Origin of the sequence: Streptomyces sp. NPDC046915 (assembly GCF_040644935.1) — a bacterium.
Lineage (GTDB): Bacteria > Actinomycetota > Actinomycetes > Streptomycetales > Streptomycetaceae > Streptomyces.
Map to the genome: position 1 here is coordinate 160813 of NZ_JBEYXB010000002.1, position 19219 is coordinate 180031.

General features: G+C 66.3%; 16 protein-coding genes. 9 read left to right on the plus strand and 7 right to left on the minus strand.

What is annotated here, in order from left to right; genetic code table 11:
• Positions 1-38 precede the first annotated feature (38 nt).
• The 6 genes from ABZ915_RS05495 to ABZ915_RS05520 form a co-directional block, all read right to left on the minus strand.
• On the minus strand, positions 39-2030 hold the full coding sequence (locus ABZ915_RS05495; RefSeq protein ID WP_361796240.1) for a hypothetical protein: 1992 nt from the start codon (positions 2028-2030) through the stop codon (positions 39-41).
• Entirely contained in the window at positions 2027-3052 is a 1026-nt protein-coding gene (locus ABZ915_RS05500) for a PD-(D/E)XK motif protein (RefSeq protein ID WP_361796243.1), read from the minus strand. Before ABZ915_RS05500 ends, ABZ915_RS05495 begins: the two co-directional genes overlap by 4 nt.
• Positions 3049-5598, minus strand: coding sequence for a Z1 domain-containing protein (locus ABZ915_RS05505; protein ID WP_361796246.1), 2550 nt, complete (start codon positions 5596-5598; stop codon positions 3049-3051). The genes ABZ915_RS05500 and ABZ915_RS05505 overlap by 4 nt, the downstream gene beginning before the upstream one ends.
• A 145-nt stretch (positions 5599-5743) precedes the next feature.
• Positions 5744-6190: a very short patch repair endonuclease gene (locus ABZ915_RS05510; protein WP_361796249.1), complete on the minus strand. Its 447-nt coding sequence runs from the start codon at positions 6188-6190 to the stop codon at positions 5744-5746.
• A 181-nt stretch (positions 6191-6371) separates the two neighbouring features.
• Positions 6372-7400 (minus strand): hypothetical protein, encoded by a 1029-nt coding sequence (locus tag ABZ915_RS05515; RefSeq protein ID WP_361796252.1) that lies wholly within the window; start codon positions 7398-7400, stop codon positions 6372-6374.
• A gap of 150 nt (positions 7401-7550) precedes the next feature.
• Positions 7551-9026 carry a beta-1,6-galactanase gene (locus ABZ915_RS05520; RefSeq protein WP_361796255.1) on the minus strand — a complete coding sequence of 492 codons (1476 nt, stop codon included), beginning with the start codon at positions 9024-9026 and terminating at the stop codon, positions 7551-7553.
• A gap of 374 nt (positions 9027-9400) precedes the next feature.
• Here ABZ915_RS05520 and ABZ915_RS05525 point away from each other — a divergent pair, with 374 nt between their 5' ends.
• On the plus strand, positions 9401-10261 hold the full coding sequence (locus ABZ915_RS05525) for a class E sortase (protein WP_361796258.1): 861 nt from the start codon (positions 9401-9403) through the stop codon (positions 10259-10261).
• A 10-nt stretch (positions 10262-10271) separates the two neighbouring features.
• Here ABZ915_RS05525 and ABZ915_RS05530 read toward each other — a convergent pair whose 3' ends face one another.
• Positions 10272-11009 (minus strand): CDP-diacylglycerol diphosphatase, encoded by a 738-nt coding sequence (locus ABZ915_RS05530; protein ID WP_361796261.1) that lies wholly within the window; start codon positions 11007-11009, stop codon positions 10272-10274.
• Positions 11010-11406: 397 nt separating this feature from the next.
• Here ABZ915_RS05530 and ABZ915_RS05535 point away from each other — a divergent pair, with 397 nt between their 5' ends.
• From ABZ915_RS05535 to ABZ915_RS05570, 8 genes are all read left to right on the plus strand, one after another.
• Positions 11407-11718, plus strand: coding sequence for a hypothetical protein (locus tag ABZ915_RS05535; protein WP_361796264.1), 312 nt, complete (start codon positions 11407-11409; stop codon positions 11716-11718).
• Between the two features lie 11 nt (positions 11719-11729).
• Positions 11730-16172 carry a DUF6531 domain-containing protein gene (locus ABZ915_RS05540; RefSeq protein ID WP_361796267.1) on the plus strand — a complete coding sequence of 1481 codons (4443 nt, stop codon included), beginning with the start codon at positions 11730-11732 and terminating at the stop codon, positions 16170-16172.
• Positions 16160-16630, plus strand: a complete 471-nt coding sequence (locus ABZ915_RS05545) for a hypothetical protein (protein WP_361796270.1) — start codon at positions 16160-16162, stop codon at positions 16628-16630. The genes ABZ915_RS05540 and ABZ915_RS05545 overlap by 13 nt, the downstream gene beginning before the upstream one ends.
• Positions 16631-16866: 236 nt before the next feature.
• Entirely contained in the window at positions 16867-17253 is a 387-nt protein-coding gene (locus ABZ915_RS05550) for a hypothetical protein (RefSeq protein WP_361796273.1), read from the plus strand.
• Between the two features lie 66 nt (positions 17254-17319).
• Entirely contained in the window at positions 17320-17817 is a 498-nt protein-coding gene (locus ABZ915_RS05555; RefSeq protein WP_361796276.1) for a hypothetical protein, read from the plus strand.
• A gap of 33 nt (positions 17818-17850) precedes the next feature.
• Positions 17851-18300, plus strand: coding sequence for a hypothetical protein (locus ABZ915_RS05560; protein ID WP_361796279.1), 450 nt, complete (start codon positions 17851-17853; stop codon positions 18298-18300).
• Positions 18301-18313: 13 nt separating this feature from the next.
• On the plus strand, positions 18314-18568 hold the full coding sequence (locus ABZ915_RS05565; RefSeq protein ID WP_361796282.1) for a DNA-binding protein: 255 nt from the start codon (positions 18314-18316) through the stop codon (positions 18566-18568).
• A gap of 27 nt (positions 18569-18595) precedes the next feature.
• A complete protein-coding gene (locus tag ABZ915_RS05570; RefSeq protein ID WP_361796285.1) occupies positions 18596-19219 on the plus strand; it encodes a hypothetical protein in 624 nt (207 codons plus the stop codon).

Consider the following 19219-nt stretch of genomic DNA (forward strand, 5'->3'; position numbering starts at 1 on the left):
GCCCTCGGTCGGGGCTCGGTAGGGAAGTACGCGTCGTGTCACGAAGTCCTCACCGCCTCGACCTTGATGCCGATCTCGGTCATGGTGTCCGGAGCCGGCCGTACTACGGCTCGCCAGATGGAGTCGCCGCCTTCGACCACCTGCGGATCGGAGGTGTGGAGTCGTCCGGTCTCGTCCTCCCAGCCGATCAGTACGGGCATGCTCGCTCCGATGGGGGGATCGGTCTCTCGCCCCCCGGTGCCGGGCAGGGTGACCGCGAGGTCAATGCGTACGCGCTGAGGCCCGGGCACCGGCAGTCGAAACTCCTGCACCAGCACGGAGGCGTCTTCGCGGTCGTCGTAGTAGGGGTCGCCGACGTATTGCACTCGGGGACGGCGACGTGGAGCCTCGAAGGCACCACTTCCCGGCTTTCCTGTGTCCGGCCGGCCGTCGTTGCCGAAGTCCCCGGTGGGATGTCTGTTGTCGAGGTCGGTCCGGTCCGTGAACCGTGTTGGGGGACGTCGACTATCGGCGACCTTGTGTGTTGCGGGGTCCTCGGCGTTGGTCGACCTGGACGCAGCCATGGCGGTGCTGCCAGGCTTGGAATAGGCGGTGGCTCCACCGATGCCCCAGGCTCCCCCGACCAGCCCCGAAAAGAGCGAACTGGCCGCTCCCAGCGCGACACTGCTGGCTCCGGGGCGCGCAGTGCCGCTCAAGGAGAGCAACTGCTCCAGACTTTCGCCGATGCGCCGGAATGTCGTCTGAACGTAGGTGCTCTCCGGCCTGTCGAGCGAATGCGGGTTCCAGGCATCGTGAGTGGGCGGCTCGGCCTTGGCGTACACGTCGTCCATGGCTTCGTCGGCCCTGAACACCCCGGCGTAGCCCTGATTTGTGCTCGGTGGCTTTGGTCCGGGGTGATACGTGACGACCAGCTCGGCAGGGCGCATGAGGCAGACATGGTGGATCAGGTCCTCGATGTCCAGCATGCGGGAGGCACGCGTGGGCTCCAGGGAGGGCATGATGCGCTTCACCAGGCCGAGTCGCCCCAGGTGCTTCTTGGGTTTGAGACAAGCCAGGTCGCTACCGTCCGGGCCGACCATCGCCTCGTACGCCGCGACGAACATGTTGAGGGGACGCGTCGTGCGCGGATCGGGTACTGGGTGCTGCACTCCGTCGTAGGCCACCGAGAAGCGCATGGCAGGTGGTTTGCCGGCGGTGGAGATCATCTTGGGCCACAGGTGCCAGGCGATGGTGTCACTCAGATAGTCGGCCGCCTCCACGGGCTGGAGGTCGTCCAGACTCGGGTCGACGACGACCACCGTCGTTCCGGTTTCCTCCGGCCCGAACCCCTTGAGGCCGAGGCGTTGAGCCACGGCTTCCGCCTCTTCGCCGACCAATGGCTCGACCACTTCGCCCGACGTGTCGCCCCACCAGTGTCTACCTGTGTAGCGGCGATTGCCGTCGGGTTCCGAGGCAACGTAACTCTTCCAAAGAGTGCAGCCGATGAGGCGCGTTTCGTGCCTTCCCACGGCGGTGCGGCAGCGGGAATGGACGATGACGGTGCCGGGCCTGGACAGGAGGTAGAAAATGCCTTTGCCGAAGCCGTAGGTGCCGCCGCCGAGCGCCGTGTCGCGTGGCTCCCCGATGTTGCGTATGAAGGAGACGAAGTCACGGTCGGGGCCCACGGCATTGTCTGCTCGCGTCGGGCCTCCGAGGCCGCGGGTCCCGCGATCGGATACGGACAGAACACGGATCGGGCCCCGCTTGAGTGTGTCGCGAAGCGGAAAATCTTCGGCGTGGTTGGGGGCGTCGGCCAGAAGAAGTTCTCGCCAGGCGCCGGCGTGGGCCGGTCCGACTGTCCACATGTCGATGCGATAGTCCACGGGCACCGAGGACTTCTCGAGCCGGGCATCCCAACTGTTCTGTGCCGACTCCCGCACCAGGATGGTGAGCAGATCGAGTTCGGGCCGCCCGAGCTGATTGCGAATACCCTCGGCGGCGCTCGCACCTTCCGGAGGGTAGGGCTGGGAGAACCAGCGGGGTTCTGTCACGCGGGCTCCTGGATCATGCGGTCGATCGTTCCGGACACCGCGGCGGGCGCCATGGGGACTGGAGTCTCACCGGAGAGGTCGATGGTGTATTCGACGTCGAGAACGGAAATCGGCACGCCTGCTGCGCCGAGCGCCCGGGTCGTCAACGTGGGGAAGTCAGGGGTCACTTCGTACCAACGCTCCTCGTCGACGACGTAGCGCACATCGCGGTACTGATCGGCGTCGACGGACCGGTACCCGGCCTGGGCGAGAAGTTCGAGGAGGGCGCTTTCGTCGTCACAGGATCGGAGCGTGTGTTCGAGAAGTTCCAAGAAGCCGACACCCGAACTGGCGCCGATGGCGCGGTGCAGGCGGAACCAGGCCAGGCAGAGGGTCCCACCTTCCGGGGCGTCGAGTTGGTCGAGCCCGTGAACTCGTGGCCTTCGTCCTTCTCCTTTGGCGCTCGTCTTCACCTCGACAGCGAGGTTTCCGGTGGTGAAGTCGTGGTGGTGGCCACCTGGTCCACGCCAGAGGCGATGCGCGCTGGAGTCCAACTGCAGGAGGCGGTCGAGTACCAGCAGTTCCCCGAAAAGACCCGCGAGCTGTTCGGGACCCAGCACAGCCCCCTGTGGTTGGAACAGAGCCTTCCAGCGGTCGAGGACTCGATAGAGCGCCTTGACCGGGTTGTTGGGTAGTTTCCCTGTCGCATCCAATATGTCCGCACACAGTTCTGTGAACAGGTCGTTCAGGTCCGTGCGCAAGCAGGCGAGATCGGCGTACGTCTGGTATGTCTCCTCGTCCTCCAAGGGGCGTTTGCGCAAACGGAGGACGGGACCGTCGAGGCCGGAACGAATTTTCAGATGCGAGTGGACGGGTACGAGCACGTGACGGAACCCGTCGTGATCGACCGCCGCTACCAAGTCGCCTTGATCGGTCACCACCGGAAGCTGTGAAACGCGGAGGCTGCGCTCGCTGCTGGTCGGTGCCGCTTCGAGCGCGCCCCAGTGCTCCTCGACAACCTCACGGAAGATGTGGCCGGTCATGCGTCGTCACCCTCGAGGAGGCTGAAGTCCTCGGCCTCCAATCGCACACCCGACAGGTCCGCGGAGATGTACTTCTCCACCGTGCTGTCCCCGTACTGTGGTTTCGGAAAGACGATGCCGACTCCGATCACGTCCTCCTCTGCGTTCAGCGGGGCACGCAGCTTCTTTCCCGGGCCAGGCTCGGACGTCTTGTCGATGGGATACAGAACGAGCAGCCCCGTGTCCGGAAGTTGGACGCGACGTTCCTCGATGATGCGGTTCTCGTTGAGCTTCGTAGTGTCTCCAGCCAGGTCCACGGCGGCATCACGGCGGCTCATGAGCGTCTTGATGTCGGCGAAGTCCGGAGTCGGGTTGGTCACGGCAACGCGGCTACGGATGTTGCGTCCGACGGATACACCAGGCACGAATACGAACGGCTCTCCTGCGGGATTGCCGACGATTGCAATGTTCCATCGGCGCAACGAGCCGGCTGCGACCCGCTTTCGTATGTAGCCGCTGATCAGGTCCGCGTCGTTCTCGGGTGACTTCTCGTGGAACTTGTAGGTCGCCAGGAAGTCGGTCACGACGTCGTACGGCACGGCCCGGAAGACGTAGCGGCCTTCGGTTGAGCGGTCCTCCACCCTGACGGCACCCGAGAGCGCCGCAGTGACCAGGTCACGTGCAGCGGTGGTGTTTCCACGCAGCCAGTCGGCGTTGGTGTGGAAGTAGTGGGTTTGAACCCGCTGGCCTCCGTACGAGGAGGCAGCCGTGACCGCATCGCGCATTTTGGCGGCAGCGGTTACACGCAGAGCAGGGTGGGTGCGCAGACGTACGGCGAAGGTGAGGGGCGTCTCGGACTCGGTTATGTAGATGTCGATGTCACGACGCATCTCTGTCTCGACCGTGGCCAGGTGCCGGAACCACTCGGCCAGTTCGTCGGTCATCCAGATACGGGGCAGGTCGGCGTAGCCGTTCCGGAAACCGAACCAACGCCCCATTTGCAGCAGAGTGTCGTATGCGGAGACGGCACGCACGAAATAGCTGACCGACAGGCCTTCGAGGGTGAGTCCGCGCGAGAGGGTGTTGCCGCCCACGGCTATGGCCACGACTGGACCATTCTCGTAGTCGAGACGTGCCTCGCTACTGGAGTTGTCCATGATGATGCGGCAACTGCGGAGTACCGCGGGCAGTTCCGGCACCAGGTCGTCGAACGGCACCTTTGTTTCGCCGAAGTCCTCGGCGGGAACGCGTGCCGTCTCATCATCCCAGAGATCACGCAACCGGGAGAGGAAGACAGCGTCGCTCAGGCTCTGCGCGGCCCGGTTCAGAAGATGCTTCAGCGGTCGCTCGAAGCTGTTGTGCACGGCAGTGTTGACACTCGTGTGGATCAACATCGTGCTATGCGGATTGCCAGTACGGCGAACACGACGAGCGGCTGTCACGAGCCAGAAGTACTCGACCGCCCTGCGGAGGGTGTCCGTGATGACGGGTTCAAAACCCTCCGCGTCAGCCTTCGTCTCAGGGCGCACGCACGGAACATCGTCCTCCGGCACCGACCGGATCATGTCGTGGCCGTCGTCGACCTGCTCGGGATCCTCGCCGTCCAGCGCATAGCGCCCGAAGAGAACCTCCGTACCGAAGTGTCCTTCCGGCTTGGGCAGGTTGACTACGAAGTCCCGCGGATAGAGATCCTCGGCGCTCGGATCGATCAGCAGGTTGGCGAACGGCGATGCCGTGTATCCCACGTACGCGGAACGCGGCAGGCTTTTCATCATGCTGAGGATCAGCGGATTGATGGACTTCGTCGCGACCGTGGCCTGGTCTGCTTCGTCGTCGATGATCAGCGCGGGGCAGTCCTTCAGGTAGTCCGCCGCCTTGTCCAGCCACACGGAGAGCTTGCGCAGGACGGTGGCGTTCTTCTTCACCACGCACAGCACGTGCGTCTTGTTGCTCTTGCCGAAGTACGAGGCGGGATTCGCCTGAGGGGTGAAGTCCTTGTCGAGATCGGTCAGTTGGGACCATAGCGAGGGGTTGGGTTCCACGAGCTGCTGAACGAGGCGGGCCTGGGTTTGTCGGCGAAGGCCGTTGTGAATGCCCGCAAGGACAATGAACAGCTTGTATCCGCGGTCGGCAGCCTTGGCCATGACCGACGTGAAGTTCGTGGTCTTGCCGGACTGGACATAGCCGACTACGAGGCCTCGCGTGGAGAACGCCTTTTCCTTTGGGTGGTTCAGCAGTGAGACGACTCGAGTCGAGGAGTCGTCCAGGTTCCGGATGGCGGTGTCCTTGGACCAGCCGTCCTTGAGTAGTAGGGCCTCGATTGCGGGCCAGCACTTGTCCTTGGGCTGTGGGCCCGTGTACCAGGTGTCGCGGTTGCCCAGAACGACGGCGTGGGGTTCTTCGAGTTCCTTGATGCGTATCGTCTGCTGCTCGTGCCGATCGCGGATCTGCTGGATGACCTCCGACTGGACGCCCATCTGTTCCAGCCGCTTCACAGCCTCCGACGGGGGAAAGGCGTCCAAGATTGCCTTGAACGTCTCATACATGTCATCGAATTCGTCGGTCACAGGACTCGACCGCCCCCGCTCTCGCTCGTCGCGCCGCCCGACCGCAGAGCTCTGCCATCGTGGCAGAGCGCTCTGAAGGCCAGGTGGGCACCCCACTTGCACAACCCCTACACATTATTAGGTGAGGTGGTGGTTGATAAGTGAATCAGGGGCATGACTGGTTGTCGTCGCCGCCACTCTCGGCGAGGCCTGCGCCGGAGGGGGGCTCGGGCGGCGATGGTCGCTTGGACGCCAAGGATGCGGAAATGCGGTAGGCCACATCCGCGGCGGACTCGTGCTCCCAGAAGCGCAGTACTGTCCACCCCGCGGCGGTGAGGTGCTCGGTCGTCTCAAGATCGCGAGCCATGTTCTTGTCGAGTTTCGCGCGCCACCACTTCGCGTTGGCCTTCGGTTGCGTTGCGTGCTCGGGGCAGCCGTGCCAGAAGCAGCCGTCCAGGAAGATCGCGATCTTGAGTTTACTGAAGACGATGTCGATGGTTCTGCGAGGCATGCCCGGTACAGGCACATTGACCCGGTAGCGCAGTCCTGAGGCGTGCAGCAGGCGTCGGACCGCGACCTCCGGTGCCGTGTCGCGAGAGCCCTGTCGGCTCATGCGGACGGAGACGGAAGGGGAGGATGGAACAGCACCAGACACGGAAGCATTCTGCCGGCGTGCCTGGGGTGGTGGCCAAGCCCGCCCGCAGATGCCATGGATTGCCGCTGTTTCGACTGCGGCCGGCCAGACGCGACCACTGCTCAGTCGGGCGAGGAGTCCACTTCCCCGTGCTCTGCTTCTAAGCCGCCAGCCCGTGGCACCCCTCGTAAGCCGTCCCCGACGCACACCAACACCCAGCCCCCCTTTGCGGCGGCCAAGCCACCGCCCGCCCCCGCGCAGCCAACGTCGTCGCGTACTGCGGCAGCAACGTCACGTCCGCCGGAGAAGCCCCCTCCGACGCCGCGAACGCCTCGTAAGAGGGGACCGTGCCCGTCACGATGCCCAGGTTCGGCGTGCCCGAGGAGGCCAGTTCGCGCAGCGAGGACTCTATGGTCGCGAGGTGCTGCTCGTGGGTGGGGTACTCCGCCGCGAGACCCGGGTACGCGGCGAGTAGTTCCGCCAGCTCGGTCGCCGGCCAGTGGAGGACCGCGACGGGGAAGGGGCGGGAGAGGGCCTCGCGGTAGGCGCCGAGTTCTGCCCGGAGGCGGGAGATTTCTGCCTCCAGTTCGGCGGGGTTGTCCGAGCCGAGGGACCAGACCCGCTTGGGGTCGTGGAGTTCGTCCAGCGACACCGGCGAAGAGTGGAGGGTGTCGGCCAGGGCGTCCCAGTCGTCGTGGGGGAGGCCGAGCATGCGGCGGACGCGGTGGCGGCCGTAGAGGAGGGGGTGGGTGGAGTAGGGGGGTTCCGCAGCGTCCGTCAGGAGGAGCGTCGCGGCCTCCGTGAACGTGTCGTGCGCCGCCTCCAGCTCGTCGTGGGACTCGAGGGCCTCCGCCACGATGACCCAGGGGGCCGCGTCCCGCGGAGCGGTCGCGCGGACGCCGTCGATGATCGCGCGGGCCTCGGCCTCGTGGTCGTACTCCCAGAGGTTCGAGGCCTTGAGAGCCCGTACCAGGTGGGGGTTCTCCAGCTCGGCCGAAGAGCCGGCCGAAGAGGACAGCAGGCGGTCGTAGAGCGCGGTCGCGGCGGGGCGGTCGCCGGAGAGTTCCAGGTGGGCCGCGGCCTGGAGGAGCAGGGCCTCGGCGTCCTCCGGGTACAGGCCGGCGGTCCGCTCCAGGCGTGCCGCTTCGGCGGTGTGGTCGACGGTCTCGGCAGGCGTGTCGGGGCGCATGGGGGACACCGTAGCGCCGACCGGTGACAAAGGGTGAGGCATGTGCCCTGGTCGCCGGTCCCGGGCCGGGTTCCGGGCCGGGTCCCGGTCCGTGGTGTCCCCCTGGGCGCGGTCAGCCGAGGGGCGGTCGCGTCGGCGTCGCCCGGCGCCTCATACCGTCACCCCGTCCACCTGCAACGTCTGCACCGACTTCGCCGCGAACGGCACGCTCACCGTCTTGCCGGAGAGGTAGGTGTCCGAGTGGGAGGCGTACAGGTCGCTGCCGCCGGTCGTGACCGTGTTCCAGCGGGGGACCAGGCCGCCGGAGCCGCCCGTGACCGTGGTGAAGCGGGAGAGGTCGAAGGTCAGGGTCTGGGCGGAGGAGGCGGTGTTGGCCGCGACGATCACGAGCCGCTTGGCGCTCTTGTCCAGGGCCGCCGCCGCGTAGCTCACGCCCGTGTCGAGGATCGTCATCCCGGGGCGTATGTGGCGGCTGAACTGCGCCATCACGTAGTACTTCGTCTGCACGGCGCCGGCCTTCAGCGTGCTCGCGTCGTACGCGATCATCGCCCAGCCGGAGCTCGGGTCCATGACCTGCCAGTAGACCCAGGCGGTGGGGTGCAGCCAGCGGAAGTCGTAGAGGAGGTTGCTGGCGAGGGTGATGCCGGTGCCGTCGCTGTCGCCGGTCTCGGAGTTCCACAGGGCCTTGCCGGCGGTCGTCACCACGTCCGTGTAGAGAAGGTCCCGGCGACCGCCCGAGCCCTGGTAGCCGTGGACGTTGACACGGTTGACGTAGCCCTTCGTGGTGGAGCTGAACGAGCCCCACGTGGTGCGCGCCAGGTCGTAACTCGTCTCGTCCGACGCGGAGACCTTCGTGCTCGTCAGGCCGCGCTTGTCCAATTCGCTGCGCACGTACGGCAGTACGGCCGACTGGACGGTCGCGTCCATGTGGCAGCCCTCCTGGGTGCCGGTCGCCGTCCACCAGCTGGAGCTGGGCTCGTTGAAGGCCTCGACCGTCGCGAAGTTCACGCCCCAGTTGTTCTTGGCGTACAGGGCGACGGCGGCGAGGTGGGAGGCGTGCTGGCGGTAGTTCCAGGACTGGAGGTTGTTGCCGCCGTCGGAGGCGCCGGACGGGTTGTGGTTCAGGCACATCCACCACATCGGGGAGTTCGCGAAGAGCTCGCTGGTCGCGCCGCGGGCCGTCGCCTTCACCAGCATCGCGCGCTGGGTGGCGTCCGCCGTCCACTTCCAGGCCGAGGAGGTGGGGTCCTCGTTGTTCCAGTCCTGCCAGTAGCCCTCGATCTGCTTGAACGCGGGGATGTTGGCGGAGACCACCATGCTCGCGCCGTTCACGCTGTTCGAGCTGCACCCGCCGAGGTTGTAGCGGGCGATGTTCAGGCCCAGGCCGGGGAGCGAAGTTCCGTTGTACGTCGTCGACTTGGTGGTGAAGAAGATGTCGGCGAAGTCGTCCCGGGCGCCGAAGACGTTCGCCCACCAGGCCAGGGAGGTGCCCCAGCCCTCCCAAGTTCCGTAGGTGGTCGACGGGTTGACGGCGATCGTCGCGTCGGCGTGCGCGGTGCCCGTGGCGAGCGCGCTGCCCAGCAGGCCGCCTCCCGCGGCGGCCAGGAGTGTTCTGCGTCGGATCATGGCTTCTGTGTCTGCCTCTCCGTGCGGCTCAAACACCGGTCGTCCGGGCCGGTGTTGACTCGTCCCCCCGCATGCCAAGTGGAAGCATCAGGTGTGGTGTGTGAGGTTGTCGAGAGTTGTGTCAGCCCTTTCTAAAACCAGTGGAGGAAGTGATCCTCCGGAGGGTGCGGAAAGTCGTGCGGGAGGGCGCGCGAGTGGACGTGCGAGTGGACGTGCGAGTGGGCGTGCGGAAGCGTGCGGAAGGGGCGCGAGAGGGGCGACGGAGGGCGTGCGGCCCGGAACACCCGCACGGCTCTGGTGACTTGGAGGCCTGCGCCTTATCGTGCGGGCGGCCCCGCCCCTGCCCCGACCCCGGTTGAGGAGGCGTACCGCGTATGCGGGCTTCCGTCGTTCCAGCCCTGCCTGTCGTACGGCACAGCACCCTGCGGCGGCGTGCTCGGCGCCGGCGGGTGCTGTGGGGAGGGGGCGAGGCCCTGGTGACCGTCGGGGTCGTCCTCGCGCTCCTGGTCGTGCATCAACTGTGGTGGACCAACCGGGAGGCCCGGCGGGGGGCCGAGCGGAAGGTGGAGGCGCTGGAGCGGGAGTGGGGAGCGGGGGCCTCCGGCTCCTTCGGCGGGGGCGCCGGCGGGGGAGCCGGTGGGGCGTCTTCCGGTGCGTCCTCGGGCGCGTCCTCCGGTACGGATACGTCGTCCACGTCGTCTTCCCCGTCGGGTACGGGGGCTGCCGCGGGGCAGCGTTCGTACGCCGACGGCGTCGGCTCGACGGGGCCCCGCCGTTCCCAGGCCTACGCCATCCTCACCATCCCGCGCCTCGGGCTGCGCGTCCCGGTCGCCGAGGGCGTGAGCAAGCCGAACGTCCTCAATCACGGGTACGTGGGTCACTACCCCGGCACCCAACAACCGGGCCAGGCCGGGAACTTCGCGGTCGCCGGGCACCGGAACACGCACGGCGAGCCCTTCCGGCATCTGCCGCGGTTGCGCCGCGCGGACACCGTGCGGGTCGAGACGCGGTCGGCGACCTACACGTACACGGTCGACAAGATCCTTCCGCAGACCTCCTCACGTGACTCCGGCGTCATCCGGCCCGTACCGCGGTCCCTCGTCAGGCCGGCGTACGGGTACAGCGAGCCGGGGTACTACATCACCCTGACGACGTGCACCCCGGACTTCACCTCCCGGTACCGGATGGTGGTGTGGGGGAAGCTGGTGTCGATGCGGCCGCGTACGTCCAGTTGACCGGGGCGGCTCACTTGCAGATGAGGACGCTGTCGCAGACGGCGATGCCCGGAGGGGCGCCCGGAGGATGGGCGAGGTTCTCCCAGCTGTTGAGAACGTAGTACCCGTCGGCCGGCCCGGCGCCCGCCTCGATGACGATCATCGTCTGATCGCCCATTTCCTCACCGCGCGTGGCGACGACGATGTTGTCGTACAGCTCCTTGAAGAGGTTCAGGGTCTTGAAGTTGCCGATGTGGACGACGCGGTAGCACCGCGGTTGGGGATTTCCGCTGGAGTCCCGTCCGGTGACCACGGTCAGCACGGTGGGCCAGCTCTTCAGGTCCTTGGCGATCTTGCCCGCTTGCCAGGCCTTGTCGAGCTCGGTCTTCACCCCTGGGCGGACCGCGGACATGTGGATGTGCAACTGCTCGTGGGAGCGGTGGTGGGCCGCGTTGATCCCCAGTCCGGTGGTGCCCCACGCCGGACCCCGGAACCAGTAGACGCTTCTGTCGGCGGCGACCTGCCAGTAGTTGTTGCCGGCGAAGGCGCCGGACACGAGGTCGGGGCACTCGATGCCCTTGATGCGGTCGGTGGCGACCAGGAGGAATCCCTGCTCCCCTTTGGACACCAGCCAGAAGCTGCTGATCTGCCTCTCCTGGCAGTTCCAGGCCATGTTCCAGAGGAACTCGCCTGTGTCCCTGGGGTCTCCGCACAGGTCTACCGGGGGTGCGGTGAGCGTGTTCCGGCTCTCCCCGTACTCGTTGGTCATGGCGGTATCTCCATGGTGGTCGGGCAGGATGATCTGGCGCGGCTGCGGCTGCGGCTGCGGCTGCCCGGCCGGCACGCCCCGGGGCCATCGGCGCCATCCCGGCCACAGCGGGCAGGGGCGCTGACGGAGGCGGAGGCGAATGCGGGGACCGGACGGGGCGGCGTCGCACCGCCTCCGCGGGCGCGTGTCTGACGCCTGGCCGACCCGTTCGGGCCGAGGCGCAAGCTCTACAACCACCGTCCCACCAACGGGGAGTCGGCGCATCCGCTGACCACGGCGACCGTTCACCGGCGGTTCTTTGCGTGTCCTTGGGGTTGTCCATACCTCCCGCATAACCCGTCTCCCTAGTGTCGAGGGGTTGGCATGTGCACAGAGTGAAGTACGGGGGATGGGCCGCATGTCTGACCTGAAGAAGGAAGCCACGTCGATGCACAAGGCCGCCGCGGGGCTGCGGACGGTGGGGCATCACACGGCCAAGCCGCTCGCGGACTTCAAGGAGCAGCAGCACGATCTGAAGGCGCTGGGCGCGCTGGGGTCGTTGCTGGGTGCGAAGGACGAGATAGAGAAGGGCATGACCACCCTGTCCAAGCTGACCACGCAGCTTGATGAGGAGTGGGAGGCGGAGGCGAAGCTGATCGGCGAGGTGTCCGACGCCTTCGATCTGCTGGACCTGCTGCTGGCCGCCCAGGCCCGGGCGAAGAAGGGCTGAGGCGCCGGACCATGGTGGATCTCAACCCGCTGCACTACATCAACAAGTTCAACCACATGTTCGGCGATTCGATCGCCAGTGGTCTGGAGTTCCTGGGGATCTCGGATCCGGCGGTGGATCCGGACGGGGTCCGGGAGATCGCGAAGAAGTGGCGGCATCTGGCGAAGGGCCTGGAGGACGCGGCCGCTGCCTCCGACCGTGCGCTGTCGGGGGTGGTGTGGGAGGGCAAGGCGGCCAAGGCCTTCCACAAGCGGTCCAAGGCGGCCCGGAAGTCCGCGACGGAGATGGCGCATTCGCTGCGGGAGGGCGCGAAGGCGCTGGACGACTTCGCGGACAAGGCGCACGAGCTGCTGTCCGAGATCGGTGTGATGCTCGCGGAGATCGCGGAGTTCGAGATCGCGGGGCTGGCGTTGTCCATCCTGACGGCGGGCGCGTCGGAGGTGGCGTCCACGCTGATGGCCGGTGAGCGGGCGCTGAAGGTGGTCGCGCTGGTCGGGCGGATCGAGGAGGAGGGCACCGCTCTCGGGTCCGTGGTGCGGGGGGTGATGGAGGTCATCCGGGGCGTCGAGCGGGCGCTGAAGGCGCTGAAGGAGATCCGGGGGGTCGCGGCGGTCGGCAAGATGGCCAAGGAGGGGATGGAGTTCTCCGCCTTCCAGACGATGCTGGAGGACCCTTCCGCCTTCGGGGACCCGGACAAGCTGGCGGGGATCCTTGCCGAGGGCGCGCTGATGGGCGTGGGGTTCGGGGTGCTGGGCAAGGCGCTGGGCAAGGGGCTGAAGGCGCTGGGGCCGGCTGCTCTGGCGAAGCTGAGCAAGTCGATGGGGCTGGACTGCGCGGCGTTCGAGCGGCTGAAACTGAACCCGGGCTTCGACAAGTTGCCGGCCTCGATCCGGAACATGGTCAAGAAGTTCGTGCGGGACCCGATCGACGTGGCCACCGGGGACATGTCGCTGCCGCGTACGGACGTGTCGCTGCCGGGTGTGCTGCCGCTGGTCCTGGAGCGCACGCACCTCTCGTCGTACCGGTGGGGCGGCTGGTTCGGGCCGTCCTGGGCCTCGACGCTCGACCAGCGCGTCCAGGCCGACGACGAGGGCTTCGTCCACGCGACGGCGGACGGCGCCCGCCTGTGCTTCCCCCGCCCGGACCCCGAGACCGACGAGCCCGTCCGCCCGGTCACGTCCGGCTCCCGCCTGCTGCTGTCCTGGGACGCGGAGACCGACGGCGGCGTACGGGTCAGCGATCCGGACACCGGGCTGACGTACGTCTTCCACTCACCGGTCGCGGCGGCCGACGACACGGCCGTGGACCTGCCCCTGCAACACATCCAGGACCGCAACGGCAACCGCATCACCATCGAGTACGCCGAGGGCGACATCCCCGGCGCCGTGGTCCACTCCGGCGGCTACCGCATCGCGATCGACCACGACCACGCACGGTCCCGGATCACCGGGCTGCGCCTGCTCGACCCCGCCGCCCCGGACCGGCCCGGAACCACCCTGCTCACCTTCGGCTACGACGAGCACGGACACCTGACCGAGGAGACCAACTCCTCAGGTCTGCCGCTGCGGTACACCTACGACACCGAGGGCCGCATCACCTCCTGGACCGACCGCAACAACACCACCTACCGGTACACCTACGACGACCACGGCCGGGTCATCGCGACCGATGGCACTGGCGGCGCTCTGGCCTCCACCCTCACCTACGACGACGCGACCCGCACCACCCGTGTGACCGACTCCCTCGGCCACACTCGCCTCTACGCGCACAACGAGAACCTGCGCCTGATCCAGGAGATCGACCCGCTCGGCAACATCACACGCCAGGAATGGGACCAGGAACTGCAACTCGTCGCAGTAACCGACCCACTCGGCCACACCACCCGCTACGACTACGACGAGCAAGGGCGAGTCGTATCGGTGACGCGACCTGACGGTCGGCAGATCAGTGTCGAATACAACGCGCTCGGCCTGCCGACATCGGTCACTCAGCCGAGCGGATCCCACTGGCAGAGGGAGTACGACGAAAGCGGCAACCTCGTCTCTGCCGTTAATCCGTCCGGGGCCGTGACGCGCTACACGTACGACATGGCCGGCCGTCTCACGGGGGTAGTCGACGCACTCGGCCACACCACGCGGGTCCACTCCAACGCCGCAGGACTCGCCCAGCGGATTGCCGACCCGCTCGGCGCCGCAACCCTCTACGAAAGAGATGCCTTCGGGCGGCCTGTCGCCCTTACCGATCCGCTAGGCAATGTCACTCGTCTGGAGTGGACCGTCGAGGGCAAACCAGCGCGCCGCACCGCACCGGACGCCGGCACAGAATCGTGGACCTACGACGGTGAGGGCAACTGTGTGGCTCACACCGACGCGATGGGCGCCATCTCGCGCTTCGAGTACGGTCACTTCGACCTGCTCACGGCCCGCACGGGGCCGGACGGGGTGCGCTACGAATTCGAGCACGACACGGAACTGCGCCTCAAGAACGTTACCAACCCTCGGGGCATGCAGTGGAGCTACGAATTTGACGCCGCCGGGCGTCTGGTCGTGGAAACGGACTTCGACGGCCGTGCTCTCACGTATACGCATGACCTGGCAGGGCGCCTGGCCTCGCGAACGAACGCGCTGGCACAAACGGTGACGTACGAGCGCAACGAGCTGGGCCAGGTGGTTCGTAAGTGCGCGGCCGACCAGGTAACGACGTACGCGTACGATCTGACGGACCAGCTTGCGCAGGCGACGGGCCCCAACCGCACGACGGTGACGGTGCAGCGGGACCGTTTCGGGCGGGTGCGCTCGGAGACGGTCGATGGCCGCGAACTGACGTACGTATATGACGAAGTGGGACGGCGTATCGGCCGTACCACTCCGACTGGCGCGACGACTACGTGGGCGCACGATGCTGCCGGACGGCGCACCGGGATGGTCGTGGAGGGCCACGCCGTCGACTTCACCTACGACTTGGCGGGCCGTGAACTGGCCCGTCAGGTTGACGAGAGAGTCACCCTGGCGCACACTTTCGATCCCCTCGGACGTCTGACAAGTCAGTCGGTCACCGGAGCGTCCGGCATCCCGGTTCAGCGTCGGGTGTACACCTATCGAGCCGACGGCAATCTGACCGGCATTGGCGATCAGCTTCTCGGTGAGCGTCGTTTCGACCTGGACGCGGTCGGCCGTGTGACGGCGGTGCATGCGACGGACTGGAGCGAGCGGTACGTCTACGACGAGGCGGGCAATCAGACACAGGCTCACTGGCCGGCGGATCACCCCGGTCGGGAGGCGACGGGCTCACGTACGTACGAGGGAACCCGCCTCACCGGAGCGGGCAATATCCGCTACGAACACGACCTCCTCGGTCGCATCGTCCGGCGCCAGAAGACGCGTCTGTCCCGCAAGCCGGACACCTGGCGGTACGAGTGGGATGCTGAGGACCGCCTGACATCGGTGACGACTCCCGACGGCACCCGCTGGGTCTACACCTATGACCCGCTGGGCCGCCGCACGGCGAAATTCCGCCTGGCCGGTGATGGCGAAACGATCGTCGAGCGGGTGATTTTCACCTGGGACGGCACAACACTCTGCGAACAAACCACCGAGTCCCCCGACCTGCCCAGCCCTGTCACCCTCACCTGGGACCACCTGGGCCCTCACCCCATCACCCAGACGGAGCGCATTACCGCGACCGGTGCTACACAAGAAGAGATCGACTCACGTTTCTTCGCCATAGTCACCGACTTGGTCGGCACCCCGAGCGAACTCGTGGACGAGCAAGGCGAGATAGCCTGGCGGACTCGCAGCACTGTGTGGGGGAAGACCACTTGGGCCGCGAACAGCACCGCGTACACCCCGCTGCGCTTCCCCGGTCAGTATTACGACCCCGAAACCGGACTTCACTACAACTACTTTCGTCACTACGACCCAGAGACCGCGCGCTATCTCACCCCGGACCCCCTCGGGCTGAACCCGGCGCCCAACCCATCGACTTACGTCCACAACCCGCATACTTGGGCCGATCCTCTCGGGCTCGCGCCCTGTGACGAAGCCGTCCCGATCTATCGAGGGACGGACCGAATGGCTGAGACCTCCATCGCTGATGAGACCGGTCTGCTGATGAGCGAGGCGGCCCAGCGTGCTTACTTTGAGGGCGGCTCGGTCGAGGATGCGCTGCGTGCGTCGCAGGAGGCACACGGCGCCGCGCTCGCGGAGTGGGGCGGCCCTGAGGCACTCGCGCATGCCCATTCTGAGTTTGGGACGGAGATGCAACAGGCCTATGGCCCAAGGTCGGTGATGTCATTCACGACGGACCCTGAAGTCGCGAAATACTTCGCCAATGGCGGTCCTGTTTATCGAGCCATGATTCATCCGAGTGAAGGTATCTGGCAGACCCTGCCCGGAGCAGGCGAGAGTGAGGTTCTCATCCCCAACATGATTAAGGTGGAGCCGTGGACGGGCTGACCATGACCTTCCGTAAATGGGAGACGCGTTACTTTCCCGCTGGGGAGCCCGTCGCGGCTGCCGAGCCGATCGCTGGTTTCGACGAGTTTGAGGACCGCCTGCTCGCTGGCCACCCGCGGATGCGCCGCATCCTTGTGCGCGGACGCCCTGGTTGGCCGTTGCACCGCTACTACCTGCATTGGAGCGATGGAACCGACCTGGTTTCACTCGACAGGCGGGTGGCTTCCGGGGCGGCGACCGAAGCGGACTTCGAAGGGGCCGTCGTCGGAGAGCCTCTGAGTATCACGCATCCGGACTGCGGCGCTGGCCTCCGCGTTGTCGCTCTCGACGTGGTTCTTCCTCTCTTCCCTGACAGCACCGAGCGCTCGCGCATCCACTCGTATCAGACAGTGTGTCCTGTTTGTGGAAACAGACTCTCCGGCAGCGTGCTTGAATTCATCGCGTCCGGGACTCCGTGAGTTTACGCTGCGTCCCGTGCCTCGAGTTCTCGGATATCGTGCAACGGGGATTCCTGTGCCAAACGAGACGGAATGGAAGTGTGTGGGTAGCAGTCGACTCTTGAACACCATCCTCGCGTCGTCGAGCATAAGAGGAGATGGGTAGTGACCCTTGTTGATTCTCGCTGGGTGACGACTGCCAGCTCGTGGTTCATAGGGGTAATACGGTGGTCAGAGTTCCATTGGGATTAAAGTAAATGCGAATCGAAGTGCTCGAGATCCTCGACGTGGAACGTCGGGAAGTGCGATTCCGGAGCGAACTGGGGGAGGCCTGGGGGGTGTGGCAAGGTGACGGTCTGCCGGGCGAGGGGCAGTTCGACGTGGAGGTCGACATTCCCGAGGCGGTCACAACCTGGCTGGCGGTCGAAGAGGAAATCGGAATGCTCAAAGGTGGCCGTTACCGACGACGAGTTGTGACGCTGTGCGGAACGGTTAAGACGGTGGGTGAGGACTTCGTGACCAGTGTCCGCGTCGGCCGCGACATCGTGCTCGTCGAAATTTCCAAGGAAACCGTGCTCCCGCAGCCCGGGACGTCCATCATGTTCGACACACCGGAAATCCAGCTCTACCCCTACCAGCTCTGACTCACGGCCGACGCCCTGGTTGGATCCCTTGACCGGCCAGGGCGCGGCCAGGGACCCGGGAAACGAGTGATTCACGAGATCGAGGACATCGAGCGCGAGTTGTCGCGACTGTCGCGGCGAGCGTCGCCGGGGGACGCGCCTCCGGTTCTGTCTGCCTTCGATGTCCGCACGAACCGCTCTGTGGCGGAGTTCGACACCCGGATGCGGGCGGTGCTGGATGCCGCTCTGCGCCTTGCGCTCTCCCACCCCTTCGACGGTGCGGACCTTCCCGTCGACCTCGTCCCCGACTGGTTCGCCGCCGCGAGCCGTGACGGCGGGAACGGGAAGTGGGAGTTGCAGAACTGGCTCTATCAGTTCGATCCGGAGAACGAGTCCCGTGGCTGGGCCTGGTGGGACCTAACGGAGACGGGTGATGGTGTTGCTCGGGTCTGGGTGGACTCGTGGGGTGAGGCGTTCTTCGGTTGCGACGACTTCAGGTGGCTCGCCTACGTCTCCGGTGGCGAGGAAGTGACTGGTCCCGTTCTGGCGGGTGCGGGTGACTGGGTCGCGGCGAGTGCCTCCTGACCCAGGGGCAGGGGGTGATGTCAGGTGGATGGGATGGCCGGCGAATTGCAGCGTGCGCTCAGGGAGCGACGAGAGCGCCAAGAACTCGAGCGTGTGTTGCGTGGCGCCTCCAGGATCGTCACTGGGCATGCGTCGGCATCCGTGGATCCGCCTGAGCAGGTCATCGAAGCCGTCCGGAGCTTCTGGGACATGTCCACCGAGCCGGCCGCGACACTGAGCGACCAGGTTCCCCAGGAACGCCTGAACGCATGGGTGGAGGCACTCCTTCTCCGGTACGGCTTCCACACCTCTGCGTTGCTGTACACCGGGCTGGAACGGGCGCCTTGGATCGAGTTCAGGATGCCGCGGGACTGGTTCGTCTCGGTCCGGCAGGCCAAGGACAGCCCATGGGTGTTCCTGGCGAACGACCTCAGTACGGTGGCGGCGGTCACCGAGCAGGAGTACCAGTTCGAGTTCTTCGTCGAGCGGGTGGGGCTTCAATGAGAGTTGGTAATTGATGGGCGGCGAAGAGTTGGCGGCCGAAATCGGCTCCCGGCTGCGCCTCCTCGTTGTGGGCGCCGTCAGTCGTGGTGAGCTTTCCGATTGGGCAATGAACGTACTGGAGTCGGGCGCACCCGAACTGCGTGACGACGGGATCTGGACCGCGCTCGACCGCTTGTCGGGCGTGGATCTCATGGTGGCGCCAGGGCAGTACCTGCACGGGCGGGACGACTTCGACGTCTGGATCGCCGAATTCGACGGAAGCGGCTAGACGAAGTGGCATAGGGAGGGAGGGTGTATGCAGGCAGGGCTCGTCCTCGCGTCGCTTGAGCAGGCCTTGCAGACTCTTGCTGGGAGTGCTGATCAGCAGCTCGGTTATATGCGCCGTGCCGAGGTCGGGGCCGACGAGATGGCCTTGGAATTCGATGATGCGTTCCGGGTTGCCTCGGGGGTGGTGAGTGAGGGGCGGCTGGCGCGGTTTGTCGTTCAGGTCGTGAGGCCGGTGGATGAGGTCTTGGCGGTGATGACGGATTCCTCCCGGGAGGAGTGGAGTGAACGGGCCGTGGTGGAGTCGGTGTCCTGGGGGAGGCTGCGGGAAGCGGCTCGTACTGCCTTGGCGTGTCTGCGGGAGGAGTCGGGGACTCTTCAGGTCTATTCGGTGGAGGAGCGGGATCTGCGGTCGGCCACCTGCATCGTCCGGTGTGTCGGCGGGGTCGTGCGTCCCGGACGGAGATTCGTCGCGGACGTTGCCGATTCGGCGGATGGAGGGCCGTCGCCGCTCCTGCTCGACTGGATCGAGTGCTACGGGCACCGGATGGACGCCGTCGATCCGCCCTACAGCGCGAAGGCTCATCTGTCAGGGGAAGGTGTTGCCCTGCTGGAGAAGGGTGTTGTGATTACCGCGGAACTGCCGGAGAGGTGA